The organism is Pseudomonas sp. LBUM1646, from assembly GCF_059716165.1.
In genome coordinates this window covers 4,042,342-4,067,729 of the sequence record NZ_CP166810.1, presented here as the reverse complement: position 1 = coordinate 4,067,729, position 25,388 = coordinate 4,042,342, and the positions used below count along the sequence as shown (strand labels likewise).

24 protein-coding genes are annotated in these 25,388 nt (G+C 60.6%); 12 read left to right on the top strand and 12 right to left on the bottom strand.

The window, feature by feature from the left end; genetic code table 11:
- The first annotated feature begins 243 nt into the window (after positions 1 to 243).
- Genes hcnA through hcnC form a run of 3 tightly spaced genes read left to right on the top strand, consistent with a single transcriptional unit; the run spans position 244 to position 3,216 of the window.
- Positions 244 to 558, top strand: a complete 315-nt coding sequence (gene hcnA, locus ACA071_RS18510) for a cyanide-forming glycine dehydrogenase subunit HcnA (RefSeq protein WP_497640474.1) — start codon at positions 244 to 246, stop codon at positions 556 to 558.
- Complete coding sequence (hcnB, locus tag ACA071_RS18505; protein WP_497640472.1) at positions 555 to 1,964, top strand: cyanide-forming glycine dehydrogenase subunit HcnB; 1,410 nt, start codon at positions 555 to 557, stop codon at positions 1,962 to 1,964. Before hcnA ends, hcnB begins: the two co-directional genes overlap by 4 nt.
- A complete protein-coding gene (hcnC, locus tag ACA071_RS18500; protein ID WP_497640471.1) occupies positions 1,957 to 3,216 on the top strand; it encodes a cyanide-forming glycine dehydrogenase subunit HcnC in 1,260 nt (419 codons plus the stop codon). Before hcnB ends, hcnC begins: the two co-directional genes overlap by 8 nt.
- A gap of 133 nt (positions 3,217 to 3,349) precedes the next feature.
- Here hcnC and ACA071_RS18495 read toward each other — a convergent pair whose 3' ends face one another.
- Positions 3,350 to 5,161: a monovalent cation:proton antiporter-2 (CPA2) family protein gene (locus tag ACA071_RS18495; RefSeq protein WP_497640469.1), complete on the bottom strand. Its 1,812-nt coding sequence runs from the start codon at positions 5,159 to 5,161 to the stop codon at positions 3,350 to 3,352.
- A 159-nt stretch (positions 5,162 to 5,320) separates the two neighbouring features.
- Between ACA071_RS18495 and ACA071_RS18490 the strand changes: the two genes are divergently transcribed.
- A complete protein-coding gene (locus tag ACA071_RS18490) occupies positions 5,321 to 6,235 on the top strand; it encodes a LysR family transcriptional regulator (RefSeq protein WP_497640468.1) in 915 nt (304 codons plus the stop codon).
- Here the strand turns inward: ACA071_RS18490 and ACA071_RS18485 are convergent.
- Entirely contained in the window at positions 6,225 to 6,995 is a 771-nt protein-coding gene (locus ACA071_RS18485; protein ID WP_497640467.1) for a substrate-binding domain-containing protein, read from the bottom strand. The genes ACA071_RS18490 and ACA071_RS18485 overlap by 11 nt on opposite strands.
- 27 nt (positions 6,996 to 7,022) lie before the next feature.
- Positions 7,023 to 8,315, bottom strand: coding sequence for an MFS transporter (locus ACA071_RS18480; protein ID WP_497640466.1), 1,293 nt, complete (start codon positions 8,313 to 8,315; stop codon positions 7,023 to 7,025).
- Positions 8,316 to 8,637: 322 nt separating this feature from the next.
- Here ACA071_RS18480 and ACA071_RS18475 point away from each other — a divergent pair, with 322 nt between their 5' ends.
- Positions 8,638 to 8,946 (top strand): RcnB family protein, encoded by a 309-nt coding sequence (locus tag ACA071_RS18475; protein WP_497640465.1) that lies wholly within the window; start codon positions 8,638 to 8,640, stop codon positions 8,944 to 8,946.
- A gap of 34 nt (positions 8,947 to 8,980) precedes the next feature.
- On the opposite strand, the gene ACA071_RS18470 is transcribed toward ACA071_RS18475, so the two are convergent.
- The gene (locus tag ACA071_RS18470) at positions 8,981 to 10,054 is read right to left on the bottom strand and encodes a diguanylate cyclase domain-containing protein (RefSeq protein ID WP_497640464.1); all 1,074 of its coding nucleotides are present in this window, start codon (positions 10,052 to 10,054) and stop codon (positions 8,981 to 8,983) included.
- A gap of 174 nt (positions 10,055 to 10,228) precedes the next feature.
- Here ACA071_RS18470 and ACA071_RS18465 point away from each other — a divergent pair, with 174 nt between their 5' ends.
- A complete protein-coding gene (locus tag ACA071_RS18465) occupies positions 10,229 to 10,567 on the top strand; it encodes an FKBP-type peptidyl-prolyl cis-trans isomerase (protein WP_169368969.1) in 339 nt (112 codons plus the stop codon).
- Positions 10,568 to 10,750: 183 nt separating this feature from the next.
- Here ACA071_RS18465 and ACA071_RS18460 read toward each other — a convergent pair whose 3' ends face one another.
- Positions 10,751 to 11,857, bottom strand: coding sequence for a cytochrome P450 (locus tag ACA071_RS18460; protein WP_497640463.1), 1,107 nt, complete (start codon positions 11,855 to 11,857; stop codon positions 10,751 to 10,753).
- Positions 11,858 to 11,939: 82 nt separating this feature from the next.
- Between ACA071_RS18460 and ACA071_RS18455 the strand changes: the two genes are divergently transcribed.
- Positions 11,940 to 12,701, top strand: coding sequence for an ArsR/SmtB family transcription factor (locus ACA071_RS18455; protein WP_497640462.1), 762 nt, complete (start codon positions 11,940 to 11,942; stop codon positions 12,699 to 12,701).
- A gap of 52 nt (positions 12,702 to 12,753) precedes the next feature.
- On the opposite strand, the gene ACA071_RS18450 is transcribed toward ACA071_RS18455, so the two are convergent.
- The 6 genes from ACA071_RS18450 to ACA071_RS18425 form a co-directional block, all read right to left on the bottom strand.
- Positions 12,754 to 13,095: a hypothetical protein gene (locus ACA071_RS18450; RefSeq protein WP_497640461.1), complete on the bottom strand. Its 342-nt coding sequence runs from the start codon at positions 13,093 to 13,095 to the stop codon at positions 12,754 to 12,756.
- 131 nt (positions 13,096 to 13,226) lie between these two features.
- The gene (locus tag ACA071_RS18445) at positions 13,227 to 14,246 is read right to left on the bottom strand and encodes a branched-chain amino acid aminotransferase (RefSeq protein ID WP_169368974.1); all 1,020 of its coding nucleotides are present in this window, start codon (positions 14,244 to 14,246) and stop codon (positions 13,227 to 13,229) included.
- A 297-nt stretch (positions 14,247 to 14,543) separates the two neighbouring features.
- Positions 14,544 to 15,926, bottom strand: a complete 1,383-nt coding sequence (gene lpdA, locus ACA071_RS18440; protein ID WP_497640460.1) for a dihydrolipoyl dehydrogenase — start codon at positions 15,924 to 15,926, stop codon at positions 14,544 to 14,546.
- A 3-nt stretch (positions 15,927 to 15,929) separates the two neighbouring features.
- The gene (locus tag ACA071_RS18435; protein ID WP_497640459.1) at positions 15,930 to 17,201 is read right to left on the bottom strand and encodes a dihydrolipoamide acetyltransferase family protein; all 1,272 of its coding nucleotides are present in this window, start codon (positions 17,199 to 17,201) and stop codon (positions 15,930 to 15,932) included.
- Positions 17,202 to 18,266, bottom strand: coding sequence for an alpha-ketoacid dehydrogenase subunit beta (locus tag ACA071_RS18430; protein WP_497640458.1), 1,065 nt, complete (start codon positions 18,264 to 18,266; stop codon positions 17,202 to 17,204).
- Position 18,267: 1 nt separating this feature from the next.
- A complete protein-coding gene (locus ACA071_RS18425; protein ID WP_497640457.1) occupies positions 18,268 to 19,503 on the bottom strand; it encodes a 3-methyl-2-oxobutanoate dehydrogenase (2-methylpropanoyl-transferring) subunit alpha in 1,236 nt (411 codons plus the stop codon).
- Positions 19,504 to 19,689: 186 nt separating this feature from the next.
- Between ACA071_RS18425 and bkdR the strand changes: the two genes are divergently transcribed.
- A complete protein-coding gene (gene bkdR / locus ACA071_RS18420; protein WP_497640456.1) occupies positions 19,690 to 20,178 on the top strand; it encodes a Bkd operon transcriptional regulator BkdR in 489 nt (162 codons plus the stop codon).
- Between the two features lie 120 nt (positions 20,179 to 20,298).
- Here the strand turns inward: bkdR and ACA071_RS18415 are convergent, their stop codons facing one another.
- Positions 20,299 to 21,162: an MBL fold metallo-hydrolase gene (locus ACA071_RS18415; RefSeq protein WP_497640455.1), complete on the bottom strand. Its 864-nt coding sequence runs from the start codon at positions 21,160 to 21,162 to the stop codon at positions 20,299 to 20,301.
- A gap of 104 nt (positions 21,163 to 21,266) precedes the next feature.
- Here ACA071_RS18415 and ACA071_RS18410 point away from each other — a divergent pair, with 104 nt between their 5' ends.
- The 4 genes from ACA071_RS18410 to ACA071_RS18395 all read left to right on the top strand — a co-directional run bounded on the left by ACA071_RS18410 (position 21,267) and on the right by ACA071_RS18395 (position 25,328).
- Complete coding sequence (locus tag ACA071_RS18410; protein ID WP_427628806.1) at positions 21,267 to 21,602, top strand: ArsR/SmtB family transcription factor; 336 nt, start codon at positions 21,267 to 21,269, stop codon at positions 21,600 to 21,602.
- A gap of 270 nt (positions 21,603 to 21,872) precedes the next feature.
- Positions 21,873 to 23,117 (top strand): NAD(P)/FAD-dependent oxidoreductase, encoded by a 1,245-nt coding sequence (locus ACA071_RS18405; protein WP_497640454.1) that lies wholly within the window; start codon positions 21,873 to 21,875, stop codon positions 23,115 to 23,117.
- 9 nt (positions 23,118 to 23,126) lie between these two features.
- Positions 23,127 to 23,933, top strand: coding sequence for a sulfite exporter TauE/SafE family protein (locus ACA071_RS18400; protein WP_497640452.1), 807 nt, complete (start codon positions 23,127 to 23,129; stop codon positions 23,931 to 23,933).
- 210 nt (positions 23,934 to 24,143) lie between these two features.
- Positions 24,144 to 25,328 (top strand): porin, encoded by a 1,185-nt coding sequence (locus ACA071_RS18395; RefSeq protein WP_497640451.1) that lies wholly within the window; start codon positions 24,144 to 24,146, stop codon positions 25,326 to 25,328.
- Positions 25,329 to 25,388 lie beyond the last annotated feature (60 nt).

Genomic DNA, 25,388 nt, shown 5'->3' with positions numbered 1-25,388 from the left:
GCACGGCGTAGAGCGGGGCGCCTTTCACTGGCTTGGATCAATATTTCGAAGCGAAATATCGCTTAACGTAAAAGATCCAAGCCCTCGCTGCGGCATCGACTACAGTGCTTCGGTGCGCAGCTGATGCGCTGTCGAAGTACCCATGCAGACCTCCTTATTGTGTGTGTATCAGTTGGCCGGCAAGGTGTAGTGCAGCATGGAGCTGTAGAACCCACCTGAAACTTTTCACGGAAGAACATCGCAATGCAACGCTTAGACAGAACCTTCGATATCCAGCCGCTGGCCAGGGCGGACATGACTTTGCACATCAACGGCCAACCGGTCAGCGCCGCCATCGGCGAAACCGTTCTAACGGTCATTCAATCCCTGGGTCTGCGCCAGGTGGCTCGCAACGATCACGATCAAATCAGCGGCGCTTATTGCGGCATGGGCGTGTGCCAATGCTGCCTGGTGAAAATCAATGGCCGGCACAAGCGCCGCGCCTGCCAGACCGTCGTGCGTGACGGCATGACCGTCGAAACCCAGGTCAATCGCATCGCCGAGCAGGAGGCCTTATGAGCCTGCATCCGGTCATCGTCGGCGGCGGGCCGGCGGGCATGGCCGCGGCCATTGAACTGGCCCGACACGGGGTGCGAAGTATTTTGCTGGAAGAAGCCTCGCGGCTCGGCGGTGTGGTCTATCGCGGACCGCTGCGCGATGGCGTCCAGCTCGATTATCTGGGGCCGCGCTATTCCGAAGTCCTGGGCAAATTGCACGGCGAATTCCAGGAGCACGCGGGCCTGATCGATGTGCGCCTCAATCATCGTGTGGTCGGCGCCGAAGGCACGCGTGCGCTGGTGGTGCTGGATGCCGACGAACAGTTGCACGAAATCGAGTACCCGCAACTGCTGCTGGCGGCTGGGTGCCATGAACGCAGCGTGCCGTTTCCCGGCTGGACCTTGCCCGGGGTGATCCTGCTGGGCGGCCTGCAACTGCAAATCAAGAGCGGGGTGGTCAAGCCCCAAGGTCCGGTGGTCATCACCGGCACCGGTCCGTTGCTGCCGCTGGTGGCGTGTCAGTTGCACGCGTCCGGGGTCACCGTCGCCGGGGTTTACGAGGCCTGCGCGTTCGGCAAGATCGCCCGGGAAAGCCTGGCGCTGCTGAACAAACCGCAGCTGTTTCTCGATGGTTTGAGCATGTTGGCGTTCCTCAAATTACACGGTATCCCGATGTATTACGGCTGGGGTGTGGTCGAAGCCCAGGGCGATGCCGAGTTGAAGTCAGTCACCGTGGCGCCTTACTCCAGCACGTGGGTGCCGGACCTGAGTCGCGCCGAACAGATTGCGGCGCAGACCCTGGCCGTCGGCTACGGCTTTATCCCGCGCACTCAACTCAGTCAGCAAATGGGCCTGAACCACGGCTTCAGCGATGACGGTTACCTGCGGGCCAGCGCCAATATCTGGCAGCAAAGCAATGAGCCGCACGTGCATCTGGCCGGGGACATGGGCGGGATTCGCGGTGGCGAAGCGGCGATGTTGGCCGGGCGGATCGCTGCGCTGTCGATCCTGCAGCAACGGGGCGTGCTGGTCACCGAACTGGCGCTGGTCAGGCGTGATCGCTACCTGTCGAAACTCAAGTCGATCGTGCGTTTTCGCGCCGCGGTTGACCGCTACACCGAACGTGGCGCCGGGCAGACCGCATTGCCAGCCAGCGACACGGTGATCTGCCGTTGTGAACACGCCACCCGCGCCGACATCGACCGGGCGCTGGAGCAGGGCGTGCAAGACATGGCCAGCCTGAAAATGCGCACCCGCGTCAGCATGGGCGATTGTCAGGGGCGGATGTGCGTCGGCTATTGCAGCGACCGGCTGCGCGAAGCCACCGGGCGCCAGGATGTTGGTTGGTTGCGCCCGCGCTTCCCCATCGATCCGATTCCGTTTTCAGCCTTTCACAACGCCGCCACGGAGGGCGCCAGCCATGAGTAAGTTCTATGACGTGGTCATCGCCGGTGGTGGCGTGATCGGGGCGTCCTGCGCCTATCAACTGTCCAAGCGCAAAAACCTCAAGGTCGCGCTGATCGATGCCAAGCGCCCGGGCAACGCGACCCGCGCCTCGGCCGGCGGCTTGTGGGCCATCGGCGAGTCGGTAGGCCTGGGTTGCGGGGTGATCTTCTTTCGGATGATGTCGGCCAACCGCAAGCGCGAAGCCCAGGGTTCGGCGGTGGTGGTGGATTCCAGCACGCCGCACATCCTGCCGCAGTCGTTCTTCGATTTCGCCTTGCAGTCCAACGCCCTGTACCCGGCCCTGCACAAAGAGCTGCAGGACAACCACGGGATGGATTTCAAGTTCGAGAAAACCGGGCTGAAATTCGTGATCTACGACGATGAAGACCGGCTCTACGCCGAGCATATCGTCGCCTGCATCCCGCACTTGGCGGACCAGGTGCGCTGGCTCGACCAGGCAGCGCTGCGCGAAGCCGAGCCGAGTGTCAGCCACGAGGCGAGGGGCGCGCTGGAGTTTCTGTGCGATCACCAGGTCAGCCCGTTCCGCCTGGCTGATGCCTACACCGAAGGCGCGCGGCAGAACGGCGTCGACATGTACTTCAACACCAACGTCACCGGGGTGCTGCATCACGGTTCGCGGGTGACCGGCGTACAAACCGCCGAGGCCGGGGTGTTTCATTGCGACACCCTGATCAACGCGGCGGGTGCCTGGGCGGCGGACCTGAGCGAGCAGGCCACTGGTATTCGTATTCCGGTGAACCCGGTGAAGGGCCAGATCCTGCTGACCGAACGCATGCCGAAGATCCTGCGCGGTTGCCTGACCACCAGCGATTGCTACGTGGCACAGAAGGACAACGGTGAAATCCTGATCGGCAGCACCACCGAGGACAAAGGTTTCGACGTCACCACCACCTACCCGGAAATCGCCGGGCTGGTGCAAGGCGCGGTGCGCTGCATTCCGGAACTGGCCGACGTCAACCTCAAACGCACCTGGGCGGGCTTGCGGCCGGGCTCGCCGGATGAGTTGCCGATTCTTGGGCCGATGCAGGGCGTGGAAGGGTATCTCAACGCCTGCGGGCATTTCCGTACGGGGATTCTGACGTCGGCGATTACCGGGGTGTTGCTGGATAAGCTGGTCAACAATGAACCGTTGCCGCTGGATATCACGCCGTTTTTGGCGGATCGGTTTGAGGTGAAGGCCGGGGTTGAAGTGCAGGCGCTGGAAATGGCCTGACGCCTGGCGATGAACGTTCCCACGCTCTGCGTGGGAATGCCTCAAGGGACGCTCCGCGTTCCAGCTCTCGAAAGGGACGCGGAGCGTCCCGGGCTGCATTCCCACGCGGAGCGTGGGAACGATCAGATTACGATCAAGCCTTGCCCGATTCCTGCTCTTCCAACTGATCCGCTTCAAACAACTTGGCCAACTCTGCCCGCGCTTCCTGCGCCGTCTGCAAGACCTTCGCCGCATCGTCATAAACCGCATGCTGCGCCTCCAGCACCTGTTCATCGTGATGCTTGAAGCGTTTGATCCGCGCATCCGCCTGCGCCTGGGTCAGCCCGAGGCCAACCAACGTACGCCGGCTCATTTCCAGACTGGAGTAGTAGGTTTCCCGAATCGCTTCGGCGCCAAGGTCCACCAAGCGGTGCACGTGCTGACGGTTACGTGCCCGGGCGATAATTTTAATGTGCGGATACAAGCGGTGGACCACTTCGGCGGTCTTGATGTTGGTGTCCGGGTCGTCGGTGGCGATGACAAAGTATTCCGCCTGCTCGACCTTGGCCGCACTGAGGATTTCCGGGCGCATCGGGTCGCCGTAGAACACCGGCACGCCGCCAAAGCTGCGGGACAGTTCGATGGTTTCCACCGACGTATCCAGGGCCACGAATTTGATGTTCTGCGCCCGCAGGATCCGCGCGACGATCTGACCCATGCGGCCCATGCCGGCGATCACCACACGCGGGGCGTCGGTGTCGATTTCGCGGAATTTCTCCGGCACCACCACCGGCTGTACTTTGGGCGAATACAACCGCGCGCACAGCAGCAACAACAGCGGCGTTACTGCCATGGACAAGGTAATCGTCAGCACCAGCAAGTCGTACAGGCGCGGCTCGAACAAACCTTGGTCGCGACCGATTTTGAACACCACAAACGCAAACTCACCACCGGCCGCCAGCACAATGCCGAGGCGAATCGCGCTGACTTTGCCCAAGCCACCGGCCAGGCGTCCGACGACAAACAGCAGCGGCAACTTGATGGCGATCAGCAACAGGGTCAGCCCCAGCACCGTGATCGGCGCGCTCAACAGCAGACTCAGGTTGGCGCCCATGCCGACGCTGATGAAGAACAGCCCCAGGAGCAAACCCTTGAACGGTTCGATCTGCGCTTCCAGTTCGTGACGGTATTCGGAGTCTGCCAGTAACAACCCGGCGAGGAACGCCCCCAACGCCATCGACACACCGACCAAATCCATCAACCACGCGGTGCCGATCACCACCAGCAATGCGGTGGCGGTGGAGACTTCCGGCAGGCCGGTCTTGGCCACGATCCGGAACACCGGCCGCAGCAGATAGCGTCCGCCGATCACCACCACCGCAATACTGCCCAGCACCCGCAAACCGTGATTCAAATCTTCGGCGGCGCTGGTGGTGTGATCACCGCCGGCCAGCAGCGGCACCATGGCAATCAACGGGATCGCGGCGATGTCCTGGAACAGCAGAATCGCAAACGCCAGCCGCCCATGGGGGCTGGTCAGTTCCTTGCGCTCGGCCAGGCTTTGCAAGCCGAACGCGGTGGACGACAGCGCCAGACCGAGTCCCAGCACAATCGCGCTGTTCAGCGACTGGCCGAACACAAACAACGCCAGCACGCCAATCACCGACCCTGTCAGCAGTACCTGCGCCAGACCGACACCGAACACCGATTTACGCATCACCCACAAACGTCGCGGCGACAGCTCCAGGCCGATGATGAACAGCAGCAGCACCACCCCAAGCTCGGAGATGTGGCTGACGCTTTGCGGATTGCCGATCAAGCCCAGCACTGACGGCCCGATGATCACCCCGGCAAACAGATAACCGAGCACGGCGCCGAGTTGCAGGCGTTTAGCCAAAGGTACGGTGAGCACCGCCGCGAACAGAAACACGACAGCGGCTTGCAACAGGTTGCCTTCATGGGGCATGGCGAAACTCCAAAGACTCGGTACGGCATGGGGGGCTAAGGATAAAGGCTGTAACCGGATGCGTCAGCAAAGCGTAGCGGCACAGTTGTTACAATTCGCATCAATTGGTTACATTCATAGGATAAGCTGATCAATCTGCCCGTCCCGCGAGTGCGCACCATGGCCATCAATTTCGACCTCAACGACCTGCAAGCCTTTCGCGCCGTGGTCGAGCAGGGCAGTTTTCGCAAGGCCGCCGACACCGTGCGCATTTCCCAGCCTGCCCTGAGCCGGCGCATCGAAAAACTCGAAGATGCCCTCGGTGTAAAACTCTTCGAACGCACCACCCGAAAAGTCAGCCTGACCCAGGCTGGACGCGGTTTCATTCCCAGTGTCGAACGCCTGCTGGACGATCTGGACGTAGCGCTGCTCGGCATCAGCGAAGTCGCCTCGACCCGGCTGGGCCATGTCACCGTCGCCTGCGTGCCGTCGGCGGCGTACTACTTCATGCCGCGAGTGATCGCTCACTACCACCGGCAGTTTCCCCGGATCAAGGTCAAGGTGCTGGATTCCAGCGCTCACGATGTGCTCAGCGCCGTGGTCAATGGCGAGGCGGATTTCGGCCTGAGTTTCATGGGGACGCTCGAAGCCGAAGTCGATTTTGAACCCTTGGTGCAGGAAGGCTACGTGGTGGCCTGCCGACGGGATCACCCGCTGGCCGGGCGCAGCAGCGTGACCTGGGACGAGTTTTACCAGCAGGACTACATCTCGCTGGACAAGACCTCGGGCAATCGCTTCTTGCTGGATCAAGCGCTGGCCGGCGTGGTGCCGCAACGGCCGAGCATCTGCGAAACCCGTCACGTCACGACGATGATCGGCTTGGTGGAGGCGGGGCTAGGCGTGGCGGCAGTGCCGTTAATGGCGATGCCGGCGGAAGATCACCCGATTCTGACCCGAGTGCCGCTGACCGATCCGCAGGTGATGCGCAGTGTTGGGCTGATCAAGCGCCGGGGTCGCACCCTGACCCCGGCAGCCCTGGAGTTGGAACGGCTGGTGGTGGAAATGAAAGTCCAGTCACCGATGATCAGCGGCTAACCGAATCCAGCCCGGTGGCTTGTACCTGTGGCTGAACGGCCCGGGAGGCCAGGTAATCCAGCAACGCCTTGGCCTGCGCCGGATGTTGCGCGCCCACCGGAATGCCTGCGGCGAAACGGGTCACCGACTGCACCGACTCGGGAATCTTCGCCACGAAACTCACCCCCGGCACCGGCAGCAACTCGCTGACCTGCTGGAAGCCCAGTTGATAGTCGCCCGTGGCAACCACCGAACCCACGGGGATTTTCGGGATCATCTTCGACTTTGGTTTGAGCTGGTCTTCGATGCCCAATTTCTTGAACAGCTGTTCCTCGATGTACACGCCGCTGGCGCTGTCGGAGTAGGCCACCGAATGCGCATCGAGCAGAGTCTTTTTCAAACCCTCCACCGAACTGATGTCGGGTTTCGCCGCACCTTCGCGCACCACCAGGCCGATCCGTGAATCCGCCAGTTCCACCCGTGACGCGGGATCGACTTTGCCTTGCTTGATCAAGTCGTCCAGCGCGTAGCCGACCATGATCACCACGTCGGCGTGTTCACCGCGAGCCAGGCGATTGGGGATCGCTTCCGGCGCCTTGCCCATCGATGGGCCGAGGGCGGTGTCCAGGGTGTTGCCGGTGGAGGCAGCGAATTCAGGGCCAAGGATTTTATAGGCGGCAGTAAAGCCGCCCGAGGTCATCACACGAATCTCTTCGGCCTGGGCGACGGTGCTCAAACTGGCGATGAGGGCCAGCGCTGCATAGTTGATAAGTTTTTTCATGGAATATGTCTCGCAGTCAAACGTCGGTTACGACACGGCCGGTTGCAGGCGGCCGGTGGAGCGGCGATAGAGAAACAGCGTCGCGCACAGGGCACAGAGCGCCGCAAAACTCATCCAGTAACCGGGTGCAGCCTTGTCGCCGGTGTATTGGATCAGCAAGGTCGACATCGCCGGAGTGAACCCGCCAAACACCGCCGTCGCCAGGCTGTACGCCAGGGAGAACCCGGCGACCCGCACTTCCACCGGCATGATTTCGGTGAGCGCGGCGACCATCGCGCCGTTGTACAAGCCATAAATGAACGACAGCCACAGCAACACCAGCAGCATGTTGATGAAGCTCGGCGCGTTCACCAGATAAGTCAGCGCCGGATAGGCCGTGGCCAGGGTCAGCAGCGCCATGGCAATCAGCACCGGACGCCGGCCGATACGATCGGATAAGGCACCGCCAAGCGGCAGCCAGAAGAAATTGGAAACGCCGACCAGCAGCGTGACCAGCAACGCATCGGAAGTGCTCAAGTGCAGCACGGTTTTGCCGAAGGTCGGCGCGTACACGGTGATCAGGTAAAACGCGGTGGTGGTCAGGGCGACCATCATCATCCCGGCGAATACAATTACCCAGTTCTGCGCCAGAGTGCGAAACACATCGCCCATGCTCGGGCGGTGTTTGCGCGCGGCGAACTCTTCGGTTTCTTCCAGGTTGCGGCGCAAGAAGAAGATGAACGGCACGATCATGCAGCCCACGAAAAACGGAATCCGCCAGCCCCAATCGGCAATCATTGCCGGCGCCATCCATTGGTTCAAGCCATAGCCCAACGCCGCCGCGACGATAATCGCCACTTGCTGGCTGGCCGACTGCCAACTGGTGAAAAAGCCCTTGTTGCCCGGCGTGGCAATCTCCGAGAGGTACACCGAGACACCGCCCATTTCCGCACCGGCCGAGAAGCCTTGCAGCAAGCGGCCAATCAACACGATGGCCGGCGCGAACAGCCCGATGCTTTCGTAACCGGGCACCAGCACAATCAGAATCGTGCCGCTGGCCATGATCGACAGCGTGACGATCAGCCCTTTGCGCCGGCCCACATCATCGATGTAAGCACCCAGCACCACAGCGCCGAGCGGGCGCATCAGGAACCCGGCGCCGAACACCGCGAAGGTCATCATCAGGGAGGCGAATTCGCTGCTGGCCGGGAAGAACACGGCGGCGATTTGTGTGGCGTAGAAGCCAAAAAGGAAGAAGTCGAACTGTTCGAGAAAGTTGCCCGACGTGACCCGGAAAATCGCACCGGCCCGGGAACGACCGGAAGGGATTGCTGCTGTCATTGACCTGTACTCCACCGCTTTTATGACGTGCGCCGCGTGGGGCTGCGCACGGTTCTTATTGGGGCGGATAGTGGCGCAGAGGCATCGATATGTTAATTGCATAGTTGGCATGTATTGATGTGTGAAGTGGATCAATACATTGCGGATGATGCCGCTACAGGTTCGCTTCGATGTGTGTAAGCGCCCGCGCGATGTAGTCGTCTTTCTCGCCCACCGGCGCACCTTCCGTACAGTCCGGCGCAGAATCATCGCTACAGTAAGGAATGATTCGCCACGAGCGCAGTCGGAACTCAGTAACCACGACATCCCAAGAGGTTCACCGATGAACAGCAAAACCCTTATCGCCAGCCTCGCCCTTGTCGCCGGTATTACCGCTATCAGTCCTATCGTCCAAGCCGCCGAAACAGCGCAGAAAACCGTCCAGCCCGGCGCCATCAACGCCCGCAGCCTGGTGAAAGGCGACCGTGCGCCGGAGGTTTATCAGCGCAGCGAAAAAGCCTTGAAAAACTGGAAGGCCAGAGGCCTGAAAGCGCCGGCATCTGACGCGCAGTGGGTGCAGATCAATGACAAGTACATGATGGTGTTGATTACCAGCGGGACGATTGTGGATGTCACGCCGGTGGAGCGGTAAGCCGCAGCACTAAAATGCAGGCGCGCGTCTGGAGCTATTCGCTGTGCACGCGCACCGCACTGTTGGTCCCCAACCGATACTGATTATTCCCACTGCGTTTGGCCTCATACATCGCCAGATCCGCAATATGAATCAGCCGATCCATGCTCGGCGCATGGTCCGGGAATACCGCGACGCCAAGGCTGGTGCCGATGTGTCGCTGGTCATTGCCAATCGTCACCGGCGGTGAAAGCTCGACAAAGATTTTCTGACAGATGCTGCGCGCTTCGTCCTGCAGATTGATGCCTGGGGTCAGGCCCTGGAGGATCACCACGAATTCATCACCGCCGATCCGGGCGACGGTGTCGGTTGAGCGTAGGATTCTTTTGAGCCGCGTGGCGGTGGTGACCAGCACCCGGTCACCGGCCGCATGGCCGTAATGGTCATTGATTGCCTTGAAACCGTTGAGATCGACAAACACCAGCGCCACCCGTGTTGCGCTGATACGTGCCTGTTCCAGCGCTTCGGATAAACGTTCTTCGAGCACCAGGCGATTGGGCAGGCCGGTCAACGGGTCGTAGTGGGCCAGGTGTTGCAAATAGCTGGCGGAGGCTTTTTCCTCGGTGATGTCGCGCACTACGCCCATCATCTTGATCGTGGTGTCGTGGTCGTTCTTCACCACGTTGCCGGTCTCGCGCAGCCAGCGGATCGTGCCGTCGGGCCAGACCACGCGGTATTCCTCATCATGATTCTCGCCGGTTTCCAGGCAACGCAACTCGCCGGCGCGGACCTTGGCCCGGTCGTCCGGGTGCACGCAGGAACAGAACAAGGCATAGGAGGGCGTGACTTCGCCGGTCTTGAACCCGAACATGCCGTAGATCGCGTCCGACCAATACAGCTTGTCGGTGTCCACGTCCCAGTCCCACGTGCCGATGCGGGCGAAGTACTGGCTGCGTTTGAAGCGCTCGGCGTCACCGTCCAGATGAATGTTTCGCGCCGTGGACAGGCTGACGATCAGCGCGCGGCATTCAGTCAACTGCCGTTGCAGGACATACTGGCGACAGACCAGTGCAATCAGTACGGCAAGCATCACTGAGCCGATGGGAGCGCTGATCCAGAGGACACTCATTCAGGGATAGCCATCATCGGGTGTTTAACCGTGGGGGTGATGGTGCTTATCTTAGTTCACGGTTACGTGCGGAAATAGAGCAAAACCGCGCCGAACAGTTGCCAATGGCGCGCAATTCTGGGAAAACGGCGGCCATGAAGCCCTTTCGGGGGAGCGAACAGACGAGTGCATGTAATGAATGATGAACTTCAGGTAATCGACCTTGAACTGGGCGATGGCAAAGCAGCGGTCAAAGGCGCGCTGATCACCACTCAATATCGCGGATGGCTGGAAGACGGCACCGAATTCGATTCTTCCTACAGCCGTGGCAAACCCTTTCAGTGTGTGATCGGGACAGGTCGAGTCATTAAAGGCTGGGATCAGGGAATCATGGGCATGCAGGTTGGCGGGAAACGCAAGCTGTTGGTGCCGGCGCATTTGGCCTATGGCGAGCGAACGATGGGTGCGATTACGCCTAATTCGAATTTGATTTTTGAGATTGAGTTGCTGGAAGTTTTGACTCGGGATGATTGATTTGTTGCGCGGTTTTTTTGTTTAGTGATCGTTCCCACGCTCTGCGTGGGAATGCCTCACCGGACGCTCCGCGTTCGCTCTTTGGGACGCGGAGCGTCCCTGGCTGCATTCCCACGCGGAGCGTGGGAACGATCGGTCAGGTTGGAAGTGATGTGTCGTTTGGCGGTCCGTCTTCGCGGTCGATCAGGTGTTTTGCATCTCGCTGAACAGCGGAGTTCGGCCATTGAGAGAAGGGCGGTAATGCCAAGTCAATCCGTCCAGCGCGAGTTTCATCGACAGAATCTGCCTCAATGTGGCGCTGGCGATGCTCAGTGCCAGCGTCTGCCCCGGACATTGATGGCTGCCCGCGCCGAAGGTGAAGCTGCGACGATTTGGGCGGTCGACGAGGAATGTATCGGGCTGCTCGTTGAGCTGCGGATCGCGATTGGCCGAGGCCAGCAGCACCAGGATGGTGTCGCCGGGGTTCAGGCTGATACCGTCGATTACGCAAGGAGCAGCGACGAAGCGGCGGGTGTTCTGCACCGAAGGGTCGAAGCGTTGGACCTCGGCCAGAAAATCCTCGGCATCGCTCTTCAACAAAGGATTGCGGATCACCGCCACCAGCGCATTGCCGATCAATCCGGCCGTGGCTTCATACGTCTGCGAGCACAGCCCGATCAGGTTGGCGATCAGCATCTCCTTATCTGAAGAAGCAAACCGCTGCGTGATGCCATTCAATAGCGGGCTGCCTGAATCATCCAGCAACTCGATGAAATAACCTCGCAGCGTTTCCGCTGCAGCATGGGCTGCGTCGAGTTGAGCCTGATTGCTCAACGGCGACAGGCAAGCCACAAAGTCCGCCGTCAACTCGCTGACCACCCGGGCCTGGGCAGGGGAGAACCCCAACAATGCCGCCACCACGCAAACCGGGCCGCGGAACATGGCTTTAGACAAACCCTCGGCATTGGGGCTGATCAACCGCGCACTGACCAACGCTTGTACTTCAACAGGGTCGATCAGTGCTAACCCTGGTTCAATTGCCGACCGGGGGCAACGCTGCCGTTCGCCTTCATTCATCCGCATTAACCGACCGAACACTTCGCCGGCCACACCTTCAACAATCGTCTTGGGCACTGGCTCACTCAATGGGCGCACGTGGCAATCAGGATGCGCCAGAACCGTAGCTACGGCGGTGGCACTGCTGGCGACCCATAACTTCAGTCCTTGATGAAGAACCAGTCCGCCCTCGGCGCGCAGTTGCGCGTAATAAGGATAAGGATCGGCATGAGTCGCAGCGATGATCGGGTCCATGGGTCGCAGCCTTGTTCGTGGTGGGGAAAGTGTTGCTACTATCTCCAGTTCACAAGGGCCTTGATTCGTCCAGGAGCGAAATATGAACGTTGAACAACACGATATCGGCGTCTCTCAGGTCGCCGCCGCGATTGCGGAACCGGCCCGGACGAAGATCCTCTGTTCGTTGATGGACGGCCATGCCCGCACCAGCACCGAGTTGGCGGCGATTGCCGAGGTCAGCGCCTCCACGGCCAGTGCGCACCTGGCCAAGCTCAAGGAATCGGCCCTGGTGCGGCTGCACGTCCAGGGTCGCCATCGGTATTACAGCCTTGCGGACAAGCGCGTGGCCCAGGCGCTGGAAGCGTTGATGGTGATCGGCCAGAACGCCGCGCCGACCTTCAACCCGCGCACCCCGGATCGCCTGCAATTCGCCCGCACTTGCTACGACCACATGGCCGGCACCCTGGCGGTGTTGCTACATGACCGGATGATCGAGGCGGGGTGGTTGCTGGAGACTGACGAGCAGGTTTATCAACTGAGTGACAGTGGCCAGGCGCTGTTCGAAGGGTTGGGCATCGAAGTCAAAGACCTGAGCACATTACGCCGTCGCTTTGCCTGCCCGTGCCTGGACTGGAGCATGCGCCGGCCGCATCTGGGCGGTTCGTTGGGGGCGGCGTTGTTGCAGACGGCGATCAAGCGCAAATGGGTGACTCAGGATCCGGACAGCCGGGCGCTGGCGTTGACGGCGCTGGGGCGCAAGGAGATTGGGGTGCGGTTTGGTTTGGTGGTGCCGGAGTATTCGGTTCAGCAGATCAAGGTCAAAAGATCGCAGCCTTCGGCAGCTTCTACGGGGGTGGTGTGATTCTAGGAAACCGGTGGAGGAGCTGACGCAGCCTGCGATCTTTTGATCTGCCCTACGCCCGAAAATCCCAGACGTACTCCACCACCCGCACCGCCAGCACCAGGTAGATCAAAAACAAAATCACCTGGAACGCCGTGTGATATGGAAGTCGGGACAAGCGCCGCAGACCGTCGCTGACGCTGAGCAGCATCAGCAGCGCCGACACCGCGATCAGCGTCCAGCCCGCCACGTCCGAGGTGATCAGCCCCATGTACGGATGGTGTTCGCTATGCAACGCATTGGTGCCCGCCGCGAACAATAACGCACAGACCAACAGGTTCTTGATGTTGTCGAACACCTGCGTGGTGAAGTCGGTGTCCAGCAAGGCCAGATACTTTCGCCAGAGTTTGCCCATGGTGTTGGTGGCGCCTGTTGACCGGTAGTCAGCAAGTCTAGTGAGACTTTTGCATGAAAGCACGGACAAAAAAAGCCCGGCCATCCAAGTGATGGCCGGGCTTTTGTGTTCAAACGGACAGCTTCGTCAGGTTAAACCTTGACGATCCAGCCCGCTGGCGCTTCGATGTCGCCGGTCTGTACACCGGTCAGCTCTTTGTAGAGCTTCTGGGTGACCGGGCCGACTTCGGTTTCGCTGTGGAACACGTGCAGGTGGTCGTTGTAGCTGATGCCGCCAATCGGGGTGATCACGGCAGCCGTACCGCAAGCGCCGGCTTCCTTGAAGTCCGACAGCTTGTCGATCAGCACGTCGCCTTCGACCACTTCCAGGCCCAGACGCGATTTTGCCAGTTCGATCAACGACAGGCGGGTGATGCCTGGCAGGACCGACGGCGACTTCGGGGTGACGAACTTGTTGTCGTGGGTGATCCCGAAGAAGTTGGCCGAGCCGACTTCCTCGATTTTGGTGTGGGTCATCGGGTCCAGGTAGATGCAGTCGGCAAAGTGCGCCTTCTTGGCCTGGGAACCGGGCATCAGGCTGGCAGCGTAATTGCCACCGACCTTGGCCGCACCGGTGCCTTGTGGGGCGGCGCGGTCGAAGCTGGAAATCAGGAAGTTGTGCGGGGTCAGGCCACCCTTGAAGTAGGCGCCGACCGGAATGGCGAAGATCGAGAAGATGAACTCGGGCGCAGTACGCACGCCGATGTTGTCACCGACGCCGATCACGAACGGACGCAGGTAAAGCGCGCCGCCAGTGCCGTAAGGCGGGATGAAACGCTCGTTGGCGCGGACCACGGCCTTGCAGGCTTCGATGAACTGCTCGGTTTCCACGAACGGCATCAGCAAGCGTGCGCAGCTGCGCTGCATGCGTAGGGCGTTCTGGTCCGGGCGGAACAGGTTGATCGAGCCGTCCTTGCAACGATAGGCCTTCATGCCTTCGAAGCACTGCTGGCCATAGTGAAGGGCAGTCGAGCCTTCGCTGATGTGCAGCACGTTATCTTCGGTCAGGGTGCCCGCGTCCCACTCGCCATTGCGCCAGTACGACAAGAAACGCTTGTCTGTCTTGATGTAGTCAAAACCCAGCTTGTCCCAATTGATGCTTTCGTTACCCATGACACCCTCTATCACTTAACAACCGCCGAAACGGTTCAAGGCTTCTGACGTTTTTTGGATGGGGACAACAATACTTCATTCCGGGCCTGTTTCGCAGCCTGGAATTCGATCTCTACGACCATTGACGCACTGATGTAGCAGCTGTCGAGCACCGCGAGGCAGCGTTCGGCGACGAAGTCGTCGTAAAACCGGCGATTGCGTTCTTTCAGACTGACCGCGTCAGCCGGATTACGACGACTTCGTCGCCGAGCGCTGCCTCGCTCCGCTCGACAGCTGCTACAGGATTTGCGTCCTGCTTTAGAGGTGCAGCGCGTGACCCAAGGCACGCAGCGCCGCTTCCTGCACCGCTTCACCCAGTGTCGGGTGCGCGTGGATGGTGCCGGCGATGTCTTCCAGCCGTGCGCCCATTTCCAGGCTCTGGCCGAATGCCGTCGATAACTCCGAAACCCCGACACCCACCGCTTGCCAACCCACAATCACATGATTATCCCGACGAGCGACCACCCGCACGAAGCCGGTTTTCGACTCCAGGGTCATCGCCCGGCCATTGGCGGCGAACGGGAAGCTGGAAACGATGCAGTCCAGCCCGGCAGCCTCGGCCTCAGTCGGCGTCTTGCCGACCACCACCAGTTCCGGGTCGGTAAAGCACACGGCAGCGATGGCAGTTGGGTTGAACTCGCGGGATTTGCCGCTGATCAACTCGGCGACCATCTCGCCCTGGGCCATGGCCCGGTGCGCGAGCATCGGTTCGCCGCTCAGGTCGCCGATGGCGTAAACGTTGCGCATGCTGGTCTGGCAGCGGTTGTCGATCTTGATCGCCGAACCGTTCATCGTCAGGTTCAGCGCTTCGAGGTTCCAGCCCTGGGTATTCGGCTTGCGGCCGACGGCCACCAGCACCTGATCGGTTTCCAGGTTCAGGGTGTCGCCAGTCGGATCAAGAACTTGCAGTGTATTTCTAGCCGAATCAAAGCCTTGAACGCTGTGCTTCAAGTAAAGCTTTACGCCGAGATGCTTGAGCGCTTCGTGCACCGGGTGCGTCAATTCGGCGTCGTAGGCCGGCAGGATACGATCCTGTGCCTCGACCACGCTGACCTCGGCACCGAGCTTGCGATAGGCAATCCCAAGCTCCAGGCCGATGTAACCGCCACCGACCACGATCAAGCGTTTAGGCACGCTTTTCGGCGCCAGGGCTTCGGTGGACGAAATGATCGGCCCGCCAATCGGCAGCATGGGCAGGTTCACGCTCTTCGAGCCGGTGGCCAGCACCAGGTGCTCGCACTGGATGCGCGTGTCGCCGACTTCAACGGTCTTGCCGTCGATCACCTTGGCCCAGCCTTGAATGACCTGGATCTTGTGCTTCTTCAGCAGCGCCGAGACGCCGGTGGTCAGGCGATCAACGATGCCGTCCTTCCACTCGACGCTTTTAGTGATATCGAGGGTCGGCGCCGAAACGCTGATGCCCAAAGCCGAGTGCTGGCTGTGGTGTTGCGTCTGGTGAAACTGTTCGGCGACATGAATCAGCGCCTTCGATGGAATGCAGCCGATGTTCAGGCAGGTGCCGCCCAACGATTCGCCTTCCACCAGAATGGTCGAAATGCCCAGTTGGCCGGCACGAATCGCCGTCACATAACCGCCAGGGCCGCCGCCAATGATCAGCAGCGTGGTGTTCAAAGATTGCATGCCTTACTCCACGAATAGGGTGGCGGGTTGTTCGAGCAAGCCACGAATGGCCTGGATGAATTGCGCCGCGTCCATGCCATCGACCACGCGGTGATCGAAGGAGCTGGAGAGGTTCATCATCTTGCGAATCACGATCTGGCCTTTGACCACCATCGGGCGTTCGACGATTTTGTTCACGCCGACGATCGCCACTTCCGGCAGGTTCAACACCGGAGTACTGACTATCCCGCCCAACGCGCCAAGACTGGTCAGGGTGATGGTCGAGCCCGAAAGCTCATCGCGGCTGGCTTTGCCATTGCGTGCGGCAGTCGCCAAACGCGAGATTTCCGAGGCGCTGTCCCACAGGCTGCGGGCTTCGGCGTGGCGCACCACCGGCACCATCAAGCCAATGTCGCTCTGGGTGGCGACGCCGACATGCACCGCGCCGAGGCGGGTGATGACCTGGGCTTCGTCGTCGTAACGGGCATTGATTTGCGGGAAGTCGCGCAGGGCAACCACCAAGGCACGTACGAGGAACGGCAGCAACGTCAGCTTGCCGCGAGTCGCGCCGTGTTTTTCATTCAAGTGCACGCGCAGTTCTTCCACGGCCGTGACGTCGATTTCCTCGACATAACTGAAGTGGGCGGCGCGCTGAGTGGCATCCTGCATGCGCTGGGCGATCTTGCGGCGCATGCCGATTACCGGAATTTGCTGTTCGTCGGTACGCTGGGCGTAAGCGGCGGTAGCGGTCGATGCATTCGACTGACCCTCGGCCAGATAGGCGTCGAGGTCTTCGTGCAGTACGCGACCGGCCGGGCCGGTGCCACGCACCAGACGCAACTGGATGCCGAGGTCCAATGCATGTTTGCGCACGGCCGGGGAGGCCAGCGGGCGCTCATCGGCTTCACGCGCAACCATCGGGCCTTGGCACACGGCGGCTGGGCGAGGTGCCGCTACCGGTTTGCTTTCAGCTTCAACTTTAGGCGCCACCGCCACCGGTGCTTCTTTAACGGCAACGGCTGCAGGCTGAGCGGACTCTTTATAGTTACCCGCGCCTTCCACTTCAATGCTGATCAGGATGCTGCCAACTGCCATCACTTCCCCCGGCACACCGCCGAGGGAGATGACCTTGCCATGCACCGGCGAAGGGATGTCGACCATTGCCTTGTCGGTCATGACATCGGCCAGCACCTGATCTTCGACGACCATGTCACCGACCTTGACGTGCCACACCGACAACTCAACTTCTGCAATGCCTTCACCAATGTCCGGCATTTTAATAACGTGCGTGCCCATTCAGACCTCCATAACCCGTTTCAACGCCGCGCCCACACGGGACGGCCCTGGGAAATACGCCCACTCTTGCGCGTGCGGGTAGGGGGTGTCCCAACCGGTGACGCGTTCGATCGGCGCTTCCAGGTAGTGGAAGCAATGCTCTTGCACCAACGCGACCAGTTCCGCGCCGAAACCGCAGGTGCGGGTGGCTTCGTGAACGATCACGCAGCGGCCGGTTTTCTTTACCGACTTGACGATGGTTTCGAGATCCAGCGGCCACAGGCTGCGCAGGTCGATGACTTCGGCGTCGACACCGCTTTCTTCGGCGGCCACTTGCGATACATAGACCGTGGTGCCGTAGGTCAGGATCGTGACTTCCTTGCCCGGACGGGCGATGGCGGCGACGTCCAGCGGCACGGTGTAGTAACCGTCCGGTACTTGCGCGGCCGGGTGTTTCGACCACGGGGTTACCGGGCGGTCGTGGTGGCCGTCGAACGGGCCGTTGTACAGACGTTTTGGCTCAAGGAAGATCACCGGGTCATCGTTTTCGATGGAGGCGATCAGCAGGCCTTTGGCGTCGTACGGGTTGGACGGCATGACGGTGCGCAGGCCGCAGACCTGGGTGAACATCGCTTCAATACTTTGGCTGTGAGTCTGGCCGCCGTAGATGCCGCCGCCGCACGGCATGCGCAGGGTCATCGGCGCGGTGAACTCGCCGGCCGAGCGATAACGCAGGCGGGCGGCTTCGGAAATGATCTGGTCGGACGCCGGGTACACGTAGTCGGCGAACTGAATCTCGGCCACCGGTCGCAGACCGTAGGCGCCCATGCCCACGGCGACGCCGACGATGCCGCTTTCCGAGATCGGCGCATCGAACACCCGGGAGGTGCCGTACTTGCTCTGCAAGCCTTCGGTGCAACGGAACACGCCGCCGAAGTAGCCCACGTCCTGGCCGAACACCACGACGTTGTCGTCGCGCTCAAGCATCACATCCATGGCCGAGCGCAGGGCCTGGATCATGGTCATGGTGGTCGTGCTCATGGCGGTTTCCGTGTTTAGCTCGATAGTGTTGTTGTGGTCGTTCATGTCAGATCCCCAACTCTTGACGCTGGCGCTTCAAGTGCTCCGGCATCTCTTTGTAGACGTCTTCGAACATGGTCGCGGCGCTTGGCGTCTGGCCCCCGGCGAGGGTGCCGTACGTTTCGGCTTCTTTCTGCGCGGCAATCACTTCGGCTTCCAGTTCGGCGCTGACAGCGGCGTGTTCCTCGTCAGACCACTGACCAATCTTGATCAGGTGCTGCTTGAGGCGCGCAATCGGGTCGCCCAACGGGAAGTGGCTCCAGTCGTCGGCGGGACGGTATTTCGAAGGATCATCGGAGGTGGAGTGCGGGCCGGCGCGGTAGGTGACCCATTCGATCATGGTCGGGCCGAGGTTGCGGCGCGCCCGTTCGGCGGCCCAGGCAGAGGCGGCGTAGACCGCGACGAAATCATTGCCATCGACCCGCAGGGAGGCAATCCCGCAACCGACGCCACGACCGGCAAACGTGGTGGCTTCACCACCGGCAATCGCCTGGAACGTCGAGATTGCCCATTGGTTGTTGACCACATTGAGGATCACCGGCGCGCGGTAAACGTGGGCGAAGGTGAGGGCGGTGTGGAAGTCGGATTCAGCGGTGGCGCCGTCGCCGATCCAGGCCGAAGCGATTTTGGTGTCACCCTTGATCGCCGAGGCCATGCCCCAGCCCACACCTTGTACGAATTGGGTGGCGAGGTTGCCGGAAATGGTGAAGAAGCCGTGATCGCGTACCGAGTACATGATCGGCAACTGTCGGCCCTTGAGCGGATCGCGCTCGTTGGACAGCAGTTGGCAGATCAGGTCCACCAGCGGCACTTCGCGGGCCATCAGGATGCTTTGCTGGCGATAGGTAGGGAAGCACATGTCGTCGATGTTCAAGGCCAGGGCCTGGGCGCTGCCGATGGCTTCTTCGCCGAGGCTTTGCATGTAGAACGACATTTTTTTCTGACGCTGGGCGACCACCATGCGGTTGTCGAAAATCCGCGTCTTGAGCATGGCGCGCATGCCTTTACGCAGGATCTCGGACGGCACGCCTTCGCCCCATGGGCCAAGGGCGTTGCCCTGGTCGTCGAGCACGCGAATCAGGCCCTTGGCCAGATCAGCCGTGTCGGCCGGTTCAACGTCGATTGGGGGTTTGCGCACCGTGCCGGCGTCGGTCAGACGCAGGTAGGAGAAGTCGGTTTTACAGCCGGGACGGCCCGAGGGTTCGGGAACGTGCAGGCGCAGCGGTTCGTACGCTTGGTTCATGGCTTCTACGCTCGATCTTGTGAATTTTTTGTAGTGAGCTGACGGTCATTCCACGGTTAGTGGAAATCTTGTCCTACAAACATCATAGGCCCGGCGCAGGAGAATATTTATCTGTGTTTCGTTGCGTTGGCGGTCATTTGAGGATAAAAAATCTGCATAAACAAAAATAACAGGTGGTTTTGTCTCATGCGCAAATTGGATCGTACCGATATTGGCATTCTCAATAGTCTTCAGGAGAACGCCCGCATCACCAACGCCGACCTCGCCCGCTCGGTGAACCTGTCGCCGACGCCGTGCTTTAACCGGGTCAAGGCGATGGAAGAGTTGGGGCTGATACGTGAGCAAGTGACGCTCTTGGATGCCGACCTGCTGGGGCTGCATGTGAATGTGTTCATTCATGTCAGCCTGGAGAAACAGGTGGAAGAGGCGCTGGCGCATTTTGAAGAGGCGATCTCGGATCGTCCGGAAGTGATGGAGTGCTACTTGATGGCGGGGGATCCGGATTATTTGATTCGGGTGTTGGTGCCGAGCATTCAGTCGTTGGAGCGCTTTATGATGGATTTTCTGACCAAAGTCCCTGGCGTGGCCAACATTCGTTCGAGCTTTGCGCTGAAGCAGGTGCGGTACAAAACTGCACTGCCGTTACCGGCGAACGGACTGACCCTCGGCAGTTGACGCTGATCATTCCCACGCTCCGCGTGGGAATGCCGCCGGGGACGCTCCGCGTTCCGCTTCGAATGTGACGCAGAGCGTCACGGGATGCATTCCCACGCAGAGCGTGGGAATGATCGAGCGTTAGAGTTTATTAATGGGGATTTTCAGGTACGTCACGCCGTTATCCTCAGTCGGCGGCAAATTCCCCGCCCGCACATTGACCTGAATCGCCGGCAGCAACAGATTCGGCATGCCCAACCCGGCATCGCGCTGTGTGCGCATGGCGACGAACGCCGCTTCATCAATACCGTCATGCACATGAATGTTGCTTTTACGCTGCTCACCGACGGTGGTCTGGCATTCAGGCTCACGGCCCTCAGGCGGGTAGTCGTGGCAAACGTAAAGCCGAACACCAGCAGGGAACGCCAGCAGCTTGTGGATCGAGGCGAACATCTGGTTGGCATTGCCTCCCGGAAAATCGCAACGCGCGGTGCCGACATCCGGCATGAACAGCGTATCGCCCACCAGAATCACATCACCGTCGATCAAATAAGCCATGTCCGCCGGCGTATGGCCGGGCACATGCAGGGCCGTGGCCTTGAGGTTGCCGATCATGAATGACTCGTTCGGCGCGAACAGGTGATCGAACTGTGAGCCGTCCACACAAAATTCCGGCTCGAGATTGAACAGGGTCTTGAATACGCCCTGGACCTTGCTGATCGACTGCCCAATCGCGATCTTCCCACCCAGTTCCCGGCGCAGATACGGCGCGGCGGACAAGTGATCGGCGTGGGCATGGGTTTCCAGCAGCCATTGAACCTGCAACTGGTGTTCGCGCACGAAGGCAATGACGCGGTCAGCCTGGACAGTAGAGGTTCGCCCAGCCGCCGGGTCGTAATCGAGTACGGTGTCGACAATCGCGCACTGCCCGCCAGCCTGCTCGTAGATCACGTAGCTGTAGGTCGACGAGGCGGGGTCGAGGAAGGCTTCAATCAGCGCGGGCATGGGACTCGGACCTGTGAAAGGGGTGGGAAGACAGTAACCGGTTGCAACACTTTATGTTTACACATAATGTCTGCAGCTTAAGTGACGTCGAAGGCATCCTGCAAATGCAATCCAGTCTGACCGAATGTGAAGTCGCCCAACTGCGGGCTTCGGCCTCCAAAGCTTGCGCGCTGCTCAAGGCGTTGGCCAATGAGGATCGCTTGCTGATTCTCTGCCAGTTGACCCAAGGCGAGCGTAACGTCGGCGAACTGGAAACCATGACCGGCGTACGCCAGCCGACACTGTCCCAACAGCTGGGCATCTTGCGCGATGAGGGCCTGGTCGCGACCCGCCGCGAAGGCAAATACATTTTCTATGGCCTGGCCAGTCACGAAGTGATTCAAGTGATGAAGACGCTGTCCGGCCTGTATTGCGGAGCGGTACTGAAAAGCTGGGCGTGACGATGCCCTTTGTAGCAGCTGGCGGAGCCTGCGTTCGCCTGTAGCAGCTGCCGAGCCTGCGAGGCTGCGTTCGGCTGCGAAGCAGTCGTCAAATCAGGCGGCGCGGTGCATCAGGAAGACCGCGTGCTCAGGTTTTACGACTGCTTCGCAGCCGAACGCAGCCTCGCAGGCTCGGCAGCTGCTACCAGCCGAACGCAGCCTTCGGCAGCTGCTACAGAGAAAGTGCCTGACCCGACTAAATGCGTGCAGCAGTAAAAAAGGGAACAACCAATGAACGATCAACACTGGGGCCCAACCATCAGTGCAGACATCGTGGTGATAGGCGGCGGCACGGCAGGGATTGGTTTTGTCGCCAGCCTGCTCAAGCGCGATCCGTCGTTGCACATCACCGTTATCGAACCCAATACCCAGCACTTCTATCAGCCAGCCTGGACCTTGGTCGGAGGTGGCGCCTACAAGGTGCAAGACACCGTGCGCCCGATGTCCAGCGTCATGCCGCGGCAAGCCACCTGGCTGCAAGCTGCCGTCACTGAAATTGCCGCCGACAACAAGCACCTGACCCTCGACGACGGCCGCACCGTCGGCTATCAAAACCTCATTGTCTGCCCCGGCTTGCGCCTGGCGTGGGAGAAGATCGAAGGCTTGCAGGAAACCCTCGGCCAGCACGGCGTGACCTCCAATTACAGTTATCAGCATGCGGCCTACACCTGGGAGCTGGTCAAGAACCTGCGCGGCGGCAAGGCGATCTTCACCCAGCCACCGATCCCGATCAAATGCGCCGGGGCGCCGCAAAAGGCGTTGTACCTGTCCTGCGATCACTGGTTGAAAAGCGGCGTGCTGAAAAACATCGACGTCGAGTTCAACCTCGCCGGTGCTGTGCTGTTCGGCGTGCCGACCTTCGTGCCGCCGCTGATGAAATACATCGAAAAGTACAACGCCCGGCTGGCGTTCACCTCCAATCTGATCAAGGTCGATGGCCCGGCGAAAACCGCGTGGTTCGAGGTCAAGGATGCGGCCGGTACGGTCACCGTTGAAGAAAAAACCTTCGACTTGCTGCACGTCGTGCCACCTCAAGTGGCCCCGGATTTCATCCACCAAAGTCCCTTGGCCGACGCCGCTGGCTGGTGCGAAGTGAACATGCACACGTTGCAACACGTGCGTTATCCCGAGGTGTTCGGCCTGGGTGATATCTGCTCCACCAGCAACGCGAAAACCGCCGCAGCGGTGCGCAAGCAGATTGTGGTGGTCGCGGAAAACCTGTTGGCCCTGCGCAAGCAGCAACCGCTGCCGCTCAAGTACGACGGCTACGGCTCCTGCCCGCTGACGGTGGAGAAAGGCAAGGTGATCCTCGCCGAGTTTGGCTATGCCGGTAAGTTGCTGCCGACCTTTCCCCTCGACCCGACAGTGCCGCGTCGTTCGGCGTGGTGGCTCAAGGCGTCCCTGCTGCCGTGGTTCTACTGGAACGGCATGCTCAAGGGCCGAGAGTGGCTGACCGCTGTGTCCAAGGTCGATTGAGAGAACCCTATGCTGCTGGCAAGTTTTTTTGGTGTGCTCATGGGCCTGGTCCTTGGTTTGACCGGGGCCGGGGGCGGAATTCTGGCGGTGCCGGCGTTGGTACTGGGGCTCGGCTGGACCATGACCCAAGCGGCGCCGGTCGCGTTGTTTGCGGTAGGCAGCGCGGCAGCGGTCGGCGCTATCGACGGCTTGCGCCACGGTCTGGTGCGCTATCGCGCGGCGTTGTTGATCGCCTTGCTGGGGGCGATTTTTTCTCCGCTCGGGATCTACTTCGCCCATCAGTTGCCGGAAAAAATCCTGATGATTTTGTTCAGCCTGCTGATGGTCATGGTGGCCTGGCGGATGTTGCGCAAGGAGCGCCAGGACGAAGGCCCGAGCGACCATGGCCACGCCAACTGGGGCCAGAAAAACTGCATGCTCGATCAACAGACCGGGCGCTTTTCCTGGACCGCCAAATGCACCGCGACCCTGGCGGCCCTCGGTGCGGTGACTGGTGTGGTGTCGGGCTTGCTGGGCGTCGGCGGCGGCTTTCTGATCGTCCCGGCGTTCAAGCAACTGACGGACGTGCAGATGCGCGGGATCATCGCCACGTCGTTGATGGTGATCAGCCTGATCTCGGCCATCGGCGTGATCGGTGCGTTCCATGCCGGGGTACGGATCGACAGCTTGGGCGTGGCGTTTATCGTCTCCAGCATCGTCGGCATGGTCATTGGCCGCAAGCTGTGTGCCCGTGTACCCGCCCGTGCGCTGCAAATCGGTTTCGCCAGTGTCTGCATCGTGGTCGCCGCTTACATGCTGTTTAGAGCGGGCGTCTAGCCGGTACCGGCTCCTCCGGGCGCCAGTACCGCTCGCAGGCGTACACCCAAAGTTCCGGGCCTTGCCGCGGCCCGGTCTTACGCCGAATTTGCCGCGCATCCCCGGCCCCTCCAAAGCACTTCAAAACCGCCGCCAAGGCAGCGTATGACGCCGCCGGTCAGCTTTCGATAATCGCCTCCGACAACTTTTCCCCCTGTTGCGGAGCGCGTCATGCATAACAATAAGAATTTCTCGCATCGTTTTTTGCCGGCCGTCATCGTCAGCCTGTCGTCCCTTGGCCTGAGTTCAATGGCCGAGGCCGAGATCATGCTGTACGACAAGGACCAGACCACGTTCTCCACTGACGGCTACATCAACGCCTTCTATGTGAACAGTAAAGTCGACCGGGCTGGCGATCAGTACGACCGTCGGCAGGCCCGGGTCAAGATGGGTTTTCTGCCCAACTACCTGGGCTTCAACATGGGCAAGCAGGTCGATGACCTCAAGCTCGGCGCCCGCGCCTCGTTCTGGGTGACCATCAACGACAGCGAAACCAACGGCACCGACACCGCCATCGATGTGCGGCAGTTCTACGGCACCGTGGCCAATCCGGAGTGGGGCGAAGTGTTGATCGGCAAGGATTTCGGCCTATTTGCCCGCTCCAACATCCTGCTCGATGAACTGCTCGCCGGTTACGGCCAGGTCAGTGACAGCCTGGGGCTGGTGGACGGTGGCGGGGTGTCGTTCGGCAACATCGGCAGCGGTTATCCGTATCCGTTTCCCACCTCGCAAATCACCTACCGCACGCCGGTGATGGAAGGCTTGCGGGTGGCGGTGGGGATCATGGACCCGGTGGACACCAACGACAGCAGCCCCTTGGGCAAGGCTTACCAGGAAAACCCGCGCACCGAGAGCGAGATCACCTACCAGTTCGATGTCGCGGGGGCGAAGATCTACAGCTGGGTCAACGGTAGCTACCAGACCTCTGACAACACCGATTCCACCGTTCAATCCGTCACCTCCAAAGGCCTCGGCTACGGCGTGCAGGCGAAAATGGGCGGGTTATCGCTGACCGGTTCCGGGTTCCAGGCCAAGGGCATCAACCCGTTCTTCACCAACAATGCCGGCGAAGCGACGTTGCGCAATGTCGATAGCAAAGGCTATTTGATGCAGGGCTCCTACAAACTGGGCGAGAACCGTTTGGCGCTGTCCTACGGCAAGACCAACGACGACGGCAACGGCGTGGTCGGCAGTGGCGCGGACTATGAAACCCGCGGCATTGCGCTGTTCCATGACGTCAATGACAACCTCAAATTGGTGGCCGAGTACAACCAGTTCAGCATCGATGGTCACGACACCAGTGCGCAGAACGAAGACACCGATACGGTTGCGGTGGGGGCGGTGCTTACCTGGTGAGCCTCTAGCGACACTGATCACCTGTGGCGAGCGAGCTTGCTCCCGCTGGAGCGCTAAGCG

Coding starts and splice junctions, on each gene's coding strand:
- hcnA (WP_497640474.1), top strand. CDS start 244: ATGCAACGCTTAGACAGAACCTTCGATATCCAGCCGCTGGCCAGGGCG.
- hcnB (WP_497640472.1), top strand. CDS start 555: ATGAGCCTGCATCCGGTCATCGTCGGCGGCGGGCCGGCGGGCATGGCC.
- hcnC (WP_497640471.1), top strand. CDS start 1,957: ATGAGTAAGTTCTATGACGTGGTCATCGCCGGTGGTGGCGTGATCGGG.
- ACA071_RS18495 (WP_497640469.1), bottom strand. CDS start 5,161: ATGCCCCATGAAGGCAACCTGTTGCAAGCCGCTGTCGTGTTTCTGTTC.
- ACA071_RS18490 (WP_497640468.1), top strand. CDS start 5,321: ATGGCCATCAATTTCGACCTCAACGACCTGCAAGCCTTTCGCGCCGTG.
- ACA071_RS18485 (WP_497640467.1), bottom strand. CDS start 6,995: ATGAAAAAACTTATCAACTATGCAGCGCTGGCCCTCATCGCCAGTTTG.
- ACA071_RS18480 (WP_497640466.1), bottom strand. CDS start 8,315: ATGACAGCAGCAATCCCTTCCGGTCGTTCCCGGGCCGGTGCGATTTTC.
- ACA071_RS18475 (WP_497640465.1), top strand. CDS start 8,638: ATGAACAGCAAAACCCTTATCGCCAGCCTCGCCCTTGTCGCCGGTATT.
- ACA071_RS18470 (WP_497640464.1), bottom strand. CDS start 10,054: ATGAGTGTCCTCTGGATCAGCGCTCCCATCGGCTCAGTGATGCTTGCC.
- ACA071_RS18465 (WP_169368969.1), top strand. CDS start 10,229: ATGAATGATGAACTTCAGGTAATCGACCTTGAACTGGGCGATGGCAAA.
- ACA071_RS18460 (WP_497640463.1), bottom strand. CDS start 11,857: ATGGACCCGATCATCGCTGCGACTCATGCCGATCCTTATCCTTATTAC.
- ACA071_RS18455 (WP_497640462.1), top strand. CDS start 11,940: ATGAACGTTGAACAACACGATATCGGCGTCTCTCAGGTCGCCGCCGCG.
- ACA071_RS18450 (WP_497640461.1), bottom strand. CDS start 13,095: ATGGGCAAACTCTGGCGAAAGTATCTGGCCTTGCTGGACACCGACTTC.
- ACA071_RS18445 (WP_169368974.1), bottom strand. CDS start 14,246: ATGGGTAACGAAAGCATCAATTGGGACAAGCTGGGTTTTGACTACATC.
- lpdA (WP_497640460.1), bottom strand. CDS start 15,926: ATGCAATCTTTGAACACCACGCTGCTGATCATTGGCGGCGGCCCTGGC.
- ACA071_RS18435 (WP_497640459.1), bottom strand. CDS start 17,201: ATGGGCACGCACGTTATTAAAATGCCGGACATTGGTGAAGGCATTGCA.
- ACA071_RS18430 (WP_497640458.1), bottom strand. CDS start 18,266: ATGAACGACCACAACAACACTATCGAGCTAAACACGGAAACCGCCATG.
- ACA071_RS18425 (WP_497640457.1), bottom strand. CDS start 19,503: ATGAACCAAGCGTACGAACCGCTGCGCCTGCACGTTCCCGAACCCTCG.
- bkdR (WP_497640456.1), top strand. CDS start 19,690: ATGCGCAAATTGGATCGTACCGATATTGGCATTCTCAATAGTCTTCAG.
- ACA071_RS18415 (WP_497640455.1), bottom strand. CDS start 21,162: ATGCCCGCGCTGATTGAAGCCTTCCTCGACCCCGCCTCGTCGACCTAC.
- ACA071_RS18410 (WP_427628806.1), top strand. CDS start 21,267: ATGCAATCCAGTCTGACCGAATGTGAAGTCGCCCAACTGCGGGCTTCG.
- ACA071_RS18405 (WP_497640454.1), top strand. CDS start 21,873: ATGAACGATCAACACTGGGGCCCAACCATCAGTGCAGACATCGTGGTG.
- ACA071_RS18400 (WP_497640452.1), top strand. CDS start 23,127: ATGCTGCTGGCAAGTTTTTTTGGTGTGCTCATGGGCCTGGTCCTTGGT.
- ACA071_RS18395 (WP_497640451.1), top strand. CDS start 24,144: ATGCATAACAATAAGAATTTCTCGCATCGTTTTTTGCCGGCCGTCATC.